The sequence below is a fragment of the Luteolibacter sp. Populi genome, assembly GCF_040801775.1.
Classification (GTDB): Bacteria; Verrucomicrobiota; Verrucomicrobiia; order Verrucomicrobiales; family Akkermansiaceae; genus Haloferula.
This window is the reverse complement of the sequence record NZ_CP161812.1, coordinates 533,177-546,494: the sequence shown is the minus strand read 5'-3', so window position 1 is coordinate 546,494 and position 13,318 is coordinate 533,177. Positions and strand designations below refer to the sequence as shown.

Here is a 13,318-nt window from a genome sequence, read left to right as displayed (position 1 = left end):
TGCGATGCGGGTTCAAAGACCCATTCAGTGGTTCGAGCATTGAACCGGGAGCGGAAACGAACGGCCATGAGCTCGGTCACGGACTCGAAGGTCCTGGATGGATTCGGCCTGGACGTTTCCGCCGCGGGCGGGGGAGGCCACCCCCGCCCGCGTTCTCCCGGGGCGGCCGCAATGGGATCACACGAGATGGTCCCTGGCGATCCGCCGCGGGTGGCTTCCTCCGACGAGCTTCGTTCCGGCCCATTCTCGGAAGCCACCCGCGGCGGATCCGGGGTCAATAGCGGCATTTCCAAACATACAGGATGGATAGGATGGATGGGATAAAGGCAGTGGATATGAATTTCCGGGTTCAGGGCTCCATCCTATTCATCCCGTCCATCCTGGTCCAAATCCGGCCCTGCCACCGCAGCCGATCTAGTATTGGAAACCGTTGGAAAGCGTATTACAGGAGTTTCATGAAAACCTTGGTGCTGCGGATTTCCGACCAGTTGGCGGCCGAACTGGAGGCCGAGGCCAAGCGTTTGAACGTGAGCAAATCCGAGGTGGCGCGACGCCGGCTTGCAGGCCCTGTTTCCCAGTTTGCCGGAGACTCGAAGCCGTCGCTCTGGAGCCGGATGCAGGATCTGGTGATCGATGGCGACAGCTCTCCCGGGGATCTCTCGTCCAATCCCAAGCACATGGAGGGCTATGGTGAGCATCGTGCTCATTGAGATGAGACCATTCATCGCCGCCCTCCGCGATTTCCGGATTTACCGGCGGAACGGCCGCCAGGCGATCCCGGTGCTGATGCCGCCGTAGCAATCATTTCACCGGGAAACCGGTGTCGGGGCAGCGGGGCCCGGGGGAGCTGTATTTCTTCGCTCTTGCACGCGGCCCCGTCCGCACCTATTCCGCCTGTCCACGATATGGCCAGCACGCCCGCAATCAATCTCCGCAAGGGACACGCCGTCCGTCACAACAACGACGTCTGCGTCGTGATCTCCCACGAACTCAAGACGCCGCCCCGGATGGCGTCCTACGTGGTGATGTCGATCCGCAGCGTCAGCAACAAGAAGGTCTCCAACCTGCGCCTGACCTCGAACGATTCGATGGACTCGGTGCTGCTCGAGCGCATCCCGCACGAGTATTCCTACAAGGATTCCGGCGGCTACCACTTCCTGCACAACGAGACCTACGATGACGTGGCCATCCACGACGACATCATCAACACGGTCCGCAACTACCTGATCGAGGGCAACACCTACACGCTGCTCTTCGCGGACGGTCTGGTGGCCGACATCGAACTCCCGCCTTCCATGATCATGGAAGTGACGGACTCCCCGGAAGGCGTGAAGGGCGACTCCGCCAACAATGTCTACAAGGCCGCGACGATGGAAACCGGCTTGATCGTGCAGGTCCCGCTCTTCATCAATCCGGGCGAGAAGCTGATCATCAAGACGGAAGACGGCAGCTACCTGAGCCGGGCTTAAGACGATTTTACGGAAAAGCCGGGCTCCGCGAGGGGTCCGGCTTTTTTGTCAGCGCGACCTGCGATTTCAAGGGCGAAACCGCCATTGCCAATCCTCTCCCGTGCGGCCACGCTGTCGCTGACGACATGAGCAGCCCGACGAATCTCCCCGATCTGGAACTCGCCAGCGCCTTGTTCCAGAATCTGGATCCCCGCCAAGCACTCCCTGCGACCGACCCACGATATGTAGATCTGTACCATCAGCGGATCGCGGCGGATCCGAAGCGGAAGCTAATCAACACCCTTCTCCTGAGCGGGAAAGAAAGCCTCCAGTTCTTCTCGGGCTTCCGGGGATCGGGTAAGAGCACGGAACTTCTCCGCCTCAAACATCAGCTTCACCACGAGCACGGCTACAACGTCTTTTATGCCGATGCAGCTCAGTATATCGGGCCGAATGAGCCTTTGGATGTTTCCCTGCTCCGCATCGCCATTATCGGTTCGTTGTGTGTTGAGCTTGACCGCAAGCTGGGGGTCAAAGACCCGGGCGCGAGTTTTTTCAAACGAATCGGCGATTGGATATCGAAGTTCAGAATCACGCCGGAAACCATTGGTATGGAAGTGCCTGCGGGCCCTCTTACCCTTTCAGCCGATTTCAAAACATCTTTCACGAGCAATCCCGACTTCCGTGCGGATCTCCGCAAGTTCCTCGCGAACCGCCGTGCCGCGCTTGATGAGCAGATCAAGGAGTTCTTGGTAGGCTTGAGAACGCAGCTTGAGAAACTCGTCGATCATAAGAAAGACATTGTCCTTATCTTCGACCAACTCGAGCAAGACCCCGGTGCTCTTATTTCGACAACGGACCGCTCGGAAATCATCAACAGCGCCAAGCAGCTTTTCCAGAACCAGCGAGACTTGCTGAAGCTGCCCGGGGTCCACCTCATTTTAACGGTTCCGTCCTGGTTGAAGATCGTACTCAAGGGGGTGCCGATCGTGTTTGTTCCAAATTTTCCGCTCTGGAAGCGTGACGAGGATCGAACCGAGAGGACCGACGAGATGAATCTCATGCGCGAATTGGTTCTGAAACGATTCACGCTGACGGAAGGTTCCCATGCCGGGGACCAGCTCGCCGCATTCTTTGCGCCCGACATCCAGCAGGGTATCGATCGTCTGATCCGTCAATCGGGAGGTTTTATACGCGATCTTCTCCGACTCCTGCAGATTATCGTGCGCGAGTCGGTTTCCGCAGGGCCAGCGGGTGACGAAACGCTGACCATTGCTATCGATGAGTTGCGGCAGTCCTACCTTCCTCTGGTGGCGAAAGATGCCGAAGCACTCCTGCGGATGATGACCTTGCGCGAAGTCGGGATTTCGGATAGCACGGACGAAGAGATCGCCCGTCTCGCCAATCTGATGAATACCCAGATGGCATTCTTCTTCCTCAACGGGGATGATTGGTTCGATGTCCACCCGCTATTGCGGGAAGAGGTTCAGGCCATCCACGACAGGGAATATCCCTCCCGCCCAGCGAAACCCGCCGCGAAGAAGCCGCGGAGCAAGAACTCCTGATCAAAGAGTGGCCATTCCCGAAACGCGACCGGATCCCCTCGAGGCACGGCTTACCGCCTTGCCCGCATGGAAGGCTCTTTTGGGCCACCTGGCCCTTACTCGCGGAGCGGACCTCCTTTTCCTCATTACTCCCGATGCCACCGGTGCCAAAGCTTGTCGGCAAGCCCTCAGCCTAGCCCTGCCGGAAAGCCGCCGGCCGATCCGCAACTTGGAGCCGGACATTCCCAATGATCCCGCGGAACTCGTCCATTGCTTCGACAATGCTTCGACCTTACCCGCACCCGGCCTGCTCTGGATCGAATTACCGGCGGAGGTGATTGAATGGGCACTTCCGGCGGCCCAGGCTGCTTGGGATCGCGCCTTTGCCGCGCTCAATCCGCATCGCAACCGCTTGCTCGGGGAGATCTCGGTGCCGCTGATCTTTGCGGGACCGCCGTGGATGTTCCAAAGTTTCCGGAGTCATGCGCCGGACTGGTTCAGCGTGCGTTCGGGAGTCTTCGATCTAACGAGAGAGGACGTGCGTCCGAGGGTTCCAGAGGAAGTCCCGTTCGTCGGGGAATCAGGGAACGCCGCCGTTCTATCCGAGGCCGGATATACGCCGCCTGACTTTGGGGAAGATTCCGTTCCACCAGAGAATATCGAGGGCATGTTAGACCGCTTGCCAGCACCCCTGCTTGTGCTTTTGCAGTCCCTCACTTGGTTGGATGTTTCCGCTCCAATCCCCGCTTGGTTGGTCGCTGCGCATCCCTCTCTGCCGGAAGATGCGGACCTCTTGGAGAGCCTGCGTGCGCTAGTTGACAGGGGGCTGTTGGAATGCAGTTCCGATGGCCTATGGTTTCGACTCCAACCGCAGATCGCCGCGGCGACTTTGGCACGCTTTGGAAATGGTGATCAACTTACCCGGGCCTTGGAGCGTGCACTGGACATGTTTGAGGGGGCAGATATTGGGAATCCGGCAAATCCGGCGAATTGGCCGCGGTGGATTCCCGGAGCAGTTCACGCGACTCACCTCGCAGCGAGTGCGGAAGCGTTTGGAAAATCGAATGAGGCCGCGGGGTTATTGAATCTGGCGGGAAATCTTTATCTCACTAGGGCACAGTATGCAGTCGCCGAATCGCTTTTTCGTAAGGCGCTAGCCATGACCGAGAACAGCCTTCTTGAAGCGACATCTCTGCTCGCCACGCTCGAAAATAACCTGGCGCAATTGCTCCAAGCCACCAACCGGCTCACCGAGGCTGAACCCTTGATGCGCGACGTGCTGCGCATCGAAAGCGCCGCCTTGGGCGACGACCATCCCAAGGTAGCGACCGCCCTCAACAACCTTGCGTCCTTGCTCAAAGCCACCAACCGGCTCGCCGAGGCCGAACCCCTGATGCGCAACGCGCTGCGTATCGACCGCGCTGCTTTCGGCGACGACCATCCGGAAGTCGCAACTGACCTCAATAACCTGGCGCAATTGCTTAAAGCCACCAACCGACTCGCCGAGGCCGAACCCCTGATGCGCGACGCGCTGCGTATCGACCGCGCTGCTTTCGGCGACGACCATCCGGAAGTCGCAACCGACCTCAACAACCTCGCGTCCTTGCTTAAAGCCACCAACCGGCTCGCCGAGGCCGAACCCCTGATGCGCGACGCGCTGCGCATTGACCGTGCCGCCTTCGGCGACCACCATCCCAAGGTTGCAGTCCGTCTCAACAACCTAGCGCAATTGCTTCAGGCCACCAACCGGCTCGCCGAGGCCGAACCCCTGATGCGCGACGCGCTGCGCATAGACCGCGACGCCTTCGGCGACGACCATCCTGACGTTGCAACCGACCTCAACAACCTGGCGCAATTGCTTAAAGCCACCAACCGGCTCGCCGAGGCCGAACCTCTGATGCGCGACACCTTGCGCATTGACCGTGCCGCCTTCGGCGATGGCCATCCGACGGTTGCGACTGACCTCAACAATTTAGCTTCTTTGCTCAAAGCCACCAACCGTCTCGCTGAAGCTGAACCCCTGATGCGCGAAGCCCTGTGCATCGACCGCGCCGCATTCGGCGACGAAAACGCCACGATTTCCAAAGACCTCAACAACCTGTCGTTGCTGCTCCAAGAGACCAACCGGCTCACCGAGGCCGAACCCCTGATGCGCGAAGCGCTGCGTGTTGTACACAACAGTTTGGGTCCGGAGCATCCGGACGCACTGCTAGTATCCAACAATCTCCAAGGTTTGATGGCTAAAATCGACGCTTCCTCCGCCTTGGACGGAGAGTGAACCCTCACATCCTACCGACTTTGTGAAATTTTTCACAAAGTGCGCTTGCGGCATTCGGGACGGTTTTTCATAGTCTCCCCGCCGCGGGGTTTGCCCCGTGGACTTTCACGCCCCATGAGCGAAACCGCCGCCACCGCCGAAGCCAAGCTTCCCAAGGATCTCGCCGCCGAGAATGGCATGGTCAACGTGCAGATCGATGGCGTCTGGCTGCAGGTTCCAAAGGGAATGCGGATGATCGAGGCCTGCAAGCTGGCCCAGAACGAGGTGCCGCATTACTGCTACCACCCGAAGCTTTCCGCGCCCGGGAATTGCCGGATGTGCCTGGTGCAGATGGGGATGCCCCCCGCCCTGCTCCCGGCCAGGATCCGAGCTATGACGAGACGGGCTACCTGCCGATCGGCTGGATGCCCCGCCCGGTGATCGCCTGTGCGAACACGGTTTCGGAGAACATGGGGATCCGCACCACCGGTGAGATCGTCACGAAGTGCCGCGAGGGCGTGATGGAGTTCCTGCTCATCAATCACCCGCTGGATTGCCCGATCTGCGACCAGGCCGGCGAGTGCCGCCTGCAGGAGTTTTCCGTGGAACACGGCCGCGGCGGCTCGCGCTTCGTGGACATGAAGGTCAAGAAGCCGAAGAACGTGGACATCGGTCCGCGGGTCCGGCTGGACGACGAGCGCTGCATCATGTGCAGCCGCTGCATCCGCTTCATGGACGAGGTGGCGGACGATCCGGTGCTGGGCTTCACCCAGCGCGGGACGCACACCACGCTGACGGTCCATCCGGGCCAGAAGCTGGACTCGAATTACTCTCTCAATACGGTCGATATTTGCCCGGTGGGCGCATTGACCTCGAATGACTTCCGCTTCCAGATGCGGGTTTGGTTCCTGAAGGAGACCAAGAGCATCGACGTGAATTGCGGGACGGGCTCGAACATCACGATCTGGGCCCGCGGCAACAAGCTGCACCGGATTACCCCGCGCCAGAACGATGAGGTCAACTCGACCTGGATGCCGGATTCGCACCGCCTGAATTTCCACTACATCGACAGCGCGGCGCGCTTGGTCGAGCCGATGATCAAGGCCGATGGCATCCACATGCCGGTGCCTTGGAAGGACGCGCTGGCCGCGGCGGCCAAGGATCTCAAGGTCTTCGCACCGGGTGAGATCGCGATCATCGCGTCGGCCCGGATGACCAATGAGGAACTCTTCATGGCGCGTGCGCTGGCGACCGAGCTTGGGACCGGGGCTTTCACCGTGGTGCCCCGCTCCGGCGAGGCGGACGGCATCCTGGTCTCCGCCGACCGCAATCCGAACACGACCGGCGCGAAGCTGGTGTGGGGCACGCAGGATCCTGGCGCTCCGCTGGCGGATATCCGTGCGGGTGTGCAGAATGGCTCAATCAAAGCGCTGCTCGTCTTCGGCGAGGAACTGACCGCCGAGGCCGGTTTCAGCAAGGAGGATTTGGCCAAGCCGGCTTTCATCGCCTCGATCCAACTTCTGGCCGGTCCGACGGCGGATGCCTCGCACGTGCTGCTCCCTGGAGCTGCCTTCGCCGAGAAGCGCGGCTCGATGGTGAACGTCACCGGCCGCCTGCAGCGCCTGAACCGCGCCGTCGAACCGCCGGTCGATGCCCACGATGATTGGGAAATTCTCCGCGACCTGGTGGCGGCCCTTCAGGGTGCCTCCCCGACTTCCGGCCCGGCGATGATCGAGGATGTCTTCAAGTCGATGGCGGAGGGTGTCGCCGAGTTCAACGGCCTGAGCCTTTCCAAGATCGGCGATCTCGGGAAGCCGGTGCTGGATACCGGCGTGAAGATCCCGCTGCTGGAAAACGAGCGCGCCCGCAAGGCGGCTGGATTGATCAATGGCTAATCCCGGTTCCCCGCTTTCATGGACCTCCTTGTTACACTCCTGATCATTCTGGTTAAGGTCATCGTCCTGACCTTCGTGGTCGTGCTGCCGCTGGTGCCCATCTCGGTTTACTTCGAGCGCCGTTTCTCCGCGATCATCCAGGACCGCGTGGGTCCGAACCGCGTGGGGATGCCGTTCACCTTGTTCGGCGCGAAAAAGGACTTCTCCTTCTTCGGCCTGATCCAGCCAATGGCGGACGGCGTGAAGCTATTCCTGAAGGAGGACTTTACACCGGCGCATGTGCGGACGGCCTTCTACTGGCTGGCTCCGGCGCTCACGGTGGTGCCCGCGCTGGTCACGGTCTGCGTGGTGCCCTTCGGCTCGGACATCTTCGTGAACGGGCAGGCGCACAAGCTGGTGATCGCCGATCTGGATGTGGGGCCGCTCTTCGTCTTCGCGATCTCCTCGCTCGCGGTCTATGGCATCACCCTCGCCGGGTGGTCCTCGAACTCGAAATTCCCGCTCATCGGCGGGGTGCGTTCGACGGCACAGATGATCTCTTATGAGATCGCGCTCGGTCTCTCGGTGGTGCCGGTCCTGCTCTATTACGGCGATCTCAATCTCTCCAACATCGTGGAGGAGCAGGCCAAGAACGGTTGGCTGCTGCTGCCGCTGTGGAATGAACACGGCACGATCCTTTCGCAGACCTACTGGGATCACTGCGCCGGTCAGTGGCTGTTCTGGATCCCGGCGGTGATTGCCTTCGTGATCTTCACGACCTCGGTCTTCGCAGAGACGAACCGCATGCCCTTCGACCTGCCGGAATGCGAAACCGAACTCGTGGGCGGGTACCACACGGAATATTCCTCGATGAAGTTCGCGATGTTCTTCATGGGCGAATATGCGGCGATGGTGATCGGTTCCTCGCTGGTGGTGACCTTGTTCCTCGGCGGTTGGTCGCTGGGATTCGGTGCGGACGAGTGGATCAGCGGGCTCAAGATCGGCAGCTTCGGCTTCGGCGGGCTGGTCCACCTGGCGATTTTCATGACCAAGGTGGTGGCGTTCATCCTGTTCTTCATCCTGGTGCGCTGGACAGTGCCGCGCTTCCGCTACGACCAGCTCATGCGCCTCGGCTGGGTGATCTTCTTTGAAGCCGCCCTCATCAATGTCTTCCTGGCCGCGCTCGTGATCGCCGCGCCACAGTTCGGTGCCATGGCCACCATCATCGGTCTGGTCCTGCTGGTGGTCGTCACCGCCGCGTTGGTCTGGGTCCTCAAGGTCTCGGACAAGAAAGCTCCAATCCTTTCGATTTAGGCATCCGTGCTTAGACACTCGCAATTTTCACCATAATGGCCGTCGTCAAAGTCACCCGCCCGAAGCTTGCTGCCGGGGAGAAAATGTACCTCGGTGCGATCTTCAAGGGCTTCATCATCACGATGAAGCACGCCATCGCCTCGCTGCGGAATAAGAGCCGCGGAGCCAAGGACATGGAGTCCTCCGGTCTCGGGGTGACGATGCAGTATCCCGAGCAGAAGTGGGACGAGCATCTGCCCGAATACTACCGCGGCGCGCCCGCGCTGGTGACCGACGAGCAGGGCCGCGAGCGCTGCGTGTCCTGCCAGCTCTGCGAATTCATCTGCCCGCCGAAGGCGATCCGGATCACGCCGAGCGAGATCCCGTCCGATGATCCATGGGCGAAGGTCGAGAAGCGGCCGCTGGAATTCGATATCGACATGATCCGCTGCATCTACTGCGGCATGTGCGAGGAAGTCTGCCCGGAGCAGGCGATTTTCCTGCGCAAGGACTACGCCATCACCGGCCTGAAGCGGGCCGACATGATGCACGACAAGGAGAAGCTGTATGAGATCGGGGGAGTCCGTGTGGGCCTCGTGAACAAGTGGAACGAGTTGAAATAAGCCATGCCCCTTCCCCTTTTCTGGTTTTTTGCACTGGTGATGCTGCTCGGCGGCGTGGCGGTGGTGTCGTTGCGCAATCCGGTCGCTTCGGCGCTGTCGATGGTGGCTTCGTTCGTCGGGCTTGCCGGTCTCTTCATCGGCCTGAATGCCTTCTTCGTCGGGATCATCCAGATCCTGGTTTATGCGGGCGCGATCATGGTGTTGTTCATCTTCATCATCATGCTGCTCGACCTGCAGGTGGAGCAGAAGCGGGCCCCGAAGCTCGCGCCGCTGCTTGGTGGGCTTGGCATCGTGCTTGGCTTCACCATCCAGATCATCGGCATCCTGTCGAAGACGCCGGATGCGGAGTGGAAGCCTCTTGATCTGGCCGCTGGTGCCGCCGCCCATGCCCAATCGAGCCCCGGGATCTCGGCCAAGCTCGCCGCCGGCCATCTGCCGGACGTGAACCTGATCGGTGATATTTTGTTCAGGGGGTATAACCTGCCGCTGCAAATTGTCGGCGTGCTACTGCTGGTCGCCACCATCGGTGTCGTCGTCCTTTCCAAGCGCCAAGAAGCCTGATTCCCATGGCATCCCTTCATTACTACCTTCTCGTTTCCGGCCTGCTTTTCGCCATCGGGCTTTCCGGGGTGATCCTGCGGCGGAATATCATCGTGGTCTTCATGTGCCTGGAGCTGATGCTTAGCGCCGCGAACCTCACGCTGGTGGCCTTTTCCCGCTTCAATGGTTCCAACGGCCTGCCGGATTACCACGGCCAGATGATGGTCTTCTTCGTCATCACCGTCGCCGCTGCCGAGGTCGCGGTGGGTCTCGCGATCATCGTCGCCCTCTACCGGGCGCGGCAGACGATCAATACTGAAGACCTGACGAGCATGCGGGGCTAGGCCGTTTTTCATTCTTCAATTTTCAATTTTCATTCAACGAATGGCCTGGCTCCTCCTGTTCCTGCCCCTGATCGCCGCGGCGGCGAACCAGCTTTACCTGAAGCGGAACGCTTACATCGCTTCGCTGGTATCCGTCGGCTCGGTCGCGGCGACCTTCCTGATCTCGCTCCTTTTGCTGGGCAAGAACGCTTCGCCGGATCCCGTGTCGTGGGCGACCATCGGCGACTTCTCGATCCAGATCGGCATCAAGCTCGACCAGCTTTCCACCGGCATGATGGTAGTGGTCACGGGCGTCGGCCTGCTGGTGCACATCTTCTCGCTGGCCTACATGGCGGACGATAGTGCGAAGGCGCGCTACTTCACCTGCCTCTCGCTCTTCATGTTTTCGATGACCGGCATCGTGCTGGCCTCGAATTTCATCATGACCTTCATGTTCTGGGAGCTGGTCGGCCTCAGCTCCTACCTGCTGATCGGTCACTGGTATCAGAAGGATTCCGCGGCGGACGCGGCCAAGAAGGCTTTCATCACGAACCGCATCGGCGACTTCGGCTTCATGATCGGGATCCTGATGCTGTGGGGCATCACCGGCAGCCTCAGCTTCGACGGCATGGAGCAGTGGAAGGTCGCAGGCGGTCTGTCCGGCGTATCTACCGGGGTTATCGGGGCTGCGATCCTCTGCATTTTCTGCGGTGCGGTCGGGAAGTCCGCACAGATGCCGCTGCATGTCTGGCTGCCGGATGCGATGGAAGGCCCGACTCCGGTGTCCGCGCTGATCCACGCTGCGACGATGGTGGCTGCGGGCGTTTACATGCTCTTCCGGGTGCAGCTTTCCATCGGTGAAGCGGCCTTCGACAACTTCGCAGGCCACACCATCGCCTGGATCGGCGGGATTACCTCGCTGTGCGCCGCGCTGATGGCGACCCAGCAGAACGACATCAAGCGGATCCTGGCCTACTCCACGCTTTCCCAACTCGGCTACATGGTGATGGCGGTCGGCCTGCTACATGGCCAAGCGGGCATGTTCCACCTCTTCACCCACGCGTGGTTCAAGGCGCTGCTCTTCCTTGGCTCCGGCGCGGTCATCTACGCCTGCCACCACCAACAGGACATCTGGAAGATGGGCGGGCTGCTCAAAAAGATGCCGATCACCGGCATCACCTTTGCGCTCGGTACCGCCGCGCTGATCGCCGTGCCCTTCGTGACCTCGGGCTTCTACTCGAAGGAAGAGATCCTCGCTGCCGCCTTTGAGGAGAACAAGGTCCTGTTCTGGATCGCCGTCTTTGTCGCGTTCCTGACAACCTTCTACATGACCCGGGCCTTTGTGGTCGCCTTCCTTGGCAAGTCCCGTTCTGAAGACGCCAGCCATGCCCATGAAGTCGGCCCGCTGATGTTCGTGCCGTTGATTGTCCTCGCCGCGCTTGCGATCGGATCGGCTTGGTTGACCGGGCCGCTGAATGCCATCGATCCACGCGTCCACGCCCACGGCCATCACGAAGGTCATTCGATCATTCTCGGTGCCTCCATTGGCTCGCTGATCCTCGGCCTGCTCGCCGGCTTCATCCTCTACAACGGCAAGGAGAAGGATCCGATCTCGGTCCCGCTGTTCCGCGAGCGCTTCTACATCGATGCGATCTACGACAACTTCATCGTCCGCTACTTCCAGAACGGCTTCGCGGCGGTCGTCCATTTCTTCGATGAGTTCCTGATCAACGGCCTGATCGTCGGAGGCTCCAGCCGGATTGCCGAAAGCGTCGGCGGTCTCTTCCGCCGGGTGCAGTCCGGGAACCTGCAGGGCTACGCCTTCGTCTTCGGGATCGGCGTGATCCTCGTCATCTACTTCACCGCGTTCTAACACCGACACTAGCAACCATCCATGCTTCTCCTGCTAGTCATTCTCCCGCTCGCCGCCTTCCTCGCGATCCTCGGCGGCGCACCCGCCCGCAAGACCGCCGTGGCCGCGGGCGTGGCCAATCTCGTGCTCGGCCTGTGGGCCGCATTCACGTGGAAGGCCGCCATGTGGTCGGTTTCCATTCCGGTGCTGACCAAGCCATCGCTCAACCTCGCCTTCGGCCTCGATGGCATGAGCGCGATCCTGGTGCTGCTCTCGGTGATCGTGACGGTCGCCGCCTTGCTGACCGGCAAGGCCCCGGAGGGCCGCGAAAAGCTCTACTACGGCTCCTCCCTTTTGATCTCGGCCGGTGCGATCGGTGCCTTTGCCTCCACCGACCTGTTCTTCTTCTACGCCTTCCACGAACTGGCGCTGATCCCGACCTTCCTGATGATCGGCATCCTCGGTCGCGGCGATCGCAAGGACGCTGCTTGGAAGATCACCATTTATCTTGGTTTCGGCTCGCTCATCCTGCTGGCCGGTCTTGTCTGGCTGGCCGGCCTCGCGGGAACCTTCGATATCCCGACGATGGTCCGCGCCGCCCGTGAAGGCTCGCTGGTGATCGATTACGATTCGCAGTGCGGGATCGCCGCCCTGCTGATCCTGGGCTTCGGGATTCTCGTCTCGCTCTTCCCCTTCCACTCCTGGGCGGCCCCGGCGTACGCCAGCGCCCCGGCCCCGACTTCGATGCTGCATGCCGGCGTGCTGAAGAAGTTCGGCCTCTATGGCTTGCTCCGCCTCGCGATTCCGATGGTGCCGGAAGGCATGAATGCCTGGCTCGTTCCGCTGCTGGTCCTGCTGCTCGGAAATATCCTGTGGGTCGGTCTGGTGACCGTGAACCAGAAGCGCCTCGACCTCATGCTCGGCAATTCGTCGGTCATGCACATGGGCTACATCTTCCTGGCCATCGCCGCGCTGGCCGCCAGCTACACGGGGAATGAAGCCGCCGGCTTCGTCGCGGCCAATAGCCATGGCGTCCCGGTCTATGCGAAGGGCGAGTTCCTGAACACCCTCGCCCAACCTGCCGCGGTGCTGCTGATGTTTGCGCACGGCATTTCGATCGCGATGCTCTTCGGCCTGGCGGACAAGATTGAGCGCGGCACCGGCACGCTGGAGCTCAGCGACCTCGGCGGCCTCGCCAAATCCGCTCCAAGCTTGGCATTCCTTTTCGGGTTGGTGGGCATGGCTTCGATCGGTCTTCCCGGGCTTGCCAACTTCGCGGGTGAGGTCCTCGTCTTCCTCGCCTCCTTCCAAAACTACAATCCCGCCAAGGGCCTCGGCCCGGTGCAGATCGCCTGCATCCTGGCGATCTGGGGGGTGGTGATCAGCGCGATCTACATGCTCCGCGCCTATCGCAATATTTTCCAAGGCGCGCCCGTGAAGGCCACCGTCGATACGCCCGACCTCACCTTCGCCGACCGCATCCCGGCCCTGCTGCTGGCGATTGCCTTGCTCGCCGTCGGCCTCTTCCCGAACCTGCTTCTGAATCTCCTCAAGTGACCTCTAC

The 13,318-nt window shown here is 60.9% G+C and carries 12 protein-coding genes; all 12 read left to right on the top strand.

The genetic code is table 11. The features are described 5' to 3' along the window. The first annotated feature begins 455 nt into the window (after positions 1 to 455). On the top strand, positions 456 to 710 hold the full coding sequence (locus tag ABWK72_RS02150) for a hypothetical protein (protein ID WP_367873135.1): 255 nt from the start codon (positions 456 to 458) through the stop codon (positions 708 to 710). Positions 711 to 905: 195 nt separating this feature from the next. Continuing rightward, the gene (locus ABWK72_RS02145) at positions 906 to 1,469 is read left to right on the top strand and encodes an elongation factor P (RefSeq protein WP_367873134.1); all 564 of its coding nucleotides are present in this window, start codon (positions 906 to 908) and stop codon (positions 1,467 to 1,469) included. A 125-nt stretch (positions 1,470 to 1,594) separates the two neighbouring features. Further along, positions 1,595 to 3,013 carry a hypothetical protein gene (locus tag ABWK72_RS02140; protein ID WP_367873133.1) on the top strand — a complete coding sequence of 473 codons (1,419 nt, stop codon included), beginning with the start codon at positions 1,595 to 1,597 and terminating at the stop codon, positions 3,011 to 3,013. Between the two features lie 7 nt (positions 3,014 to 3,020). Further along, positions 3,021 to 5,270, top strand: coding sequence for a tetratricopeptide repeat protein (locus tag ABWK72_RS02135; RefSeq protein WP_367873132.1), 2,250 nt, complete (start codon positions 3,021 to 3,023; stop codon positions 5,268 to 5,270). A 114-nt stretch (positions 5,271 to 5,384) separates the two neighbouring features. Continuing rightward, positions 5,385 to 5,690 carry a 2Fe-2S iron-sulfur cluster-binding protein gene (locus ABWK72_RS02130; RefSeq protein ID WP_367873131.1) on the top strand — a complete coding sequence of 102 codons (306 nt, stop codon included), beginning with the start codon at positions 5,385 to 5,387 and terminating at the stop codon, positions 5,688 to 5,690. After that, the gene (locus ABWK72_RS02125) at positions 5,675 to 7,144 is read left to right on the top strand and encodes a molybdopterin-dependent oxidoreductase (protein WP_367873130.1); all 1,470 of its coding nucleotides are present in this window, start codon (positions 5,675 to 5,677) and stop codon (positions 7,142 to 7,144) included. The genes ABWK72_RS02130 and ABWK72_RS02125 overlap by 16 nt, the downstream gene beginning before the upstream one ends. A gap of 18 nt (positions 7,145 to 7,162) precedes the next feature. Further along, positions 7,163 to 8,437 carry an NADH-quinone oxidoreductase subunit H gene (locus ABWK72_RS02120; protein WP_367873129.1) on the top strand — a complete coding sequence of 425 codons (1,275 nt, stop codon included), beginning with the start codon at positions 7,163 to 7,165 and terminating at the stop codon, positions 8,435 to 8,437. 35 nt (positions 8,438 to 8,472) lie between these two features. Beyond that, entirely contained in the window at positions 8,473 to 9,039 is a 567-nt protein-coding gene (locus tag ABWK72_RS02115) for an NADH-quinone oxidoreductase subunit I (protein ID WP_367873128.1), read from the top strand. A 3-nt stretch (positions 9,040 to 9,042) separates the two neighbouring features. Beyond that, on the top strand, positions 9,043 to 9,600 hold the full coding sequence (locus tag ABWK72_RS02110) for an NADH-quinone oxidoreductase subunit J (RefSeq protein ID WP_367873127.1): 558 nt from the start codon (positions 9,043 to 9,045) through the stop codon (positions 9,598 to 9,600). A gap of 5 nt (positions 9,601 to 9,605) precedes the next feature. Beyond that, positions 9,606 to 9,923 (top strand): NADH-quinone oxidoreductase subunit NuoK, encoded by a 318-nt coding sequence (nuoK, locus tag ABWK72_RS02105; RefSeq protein WP_367873126.1) that lies wholly within the window; start codon positions 9,606 to 9,608, stop codon positions 9,921 to 9,923. A gap of 40 nt (positions 9,924 to 9,963) precedes the next feature. Next, positions 9,964 to 11,775 carry an NADH-quinone oxidoreductase subunit L gene (gene nuoL, locus ABWK72_RS02100; RefSeq protein ID WP_367873125.1) on the top strand — a complete coding sequence of 604 codons (1,812 nt, stop codon included), beginning with the start codon at positions 9,964 to 9,966 and terminating at the stop codon, positions 11,773 to 11,775. Positions 11,776 to 11,796: 21 nt separating this feature from the next. Then, positions 11,797 to 13,311 (top strand): NuoM family protein, encoded by a 1,515-nt coding sequence (locus ABWK72_RS02095; RefSeq protein ID WP_367873124.1) that lies wholly within the window; start codon positions 11,797 to 11,799, stop codon positions 13,309 to 13,311. Positions 13,312 to 13,318 lie beyond the last annotated feature (7 nt).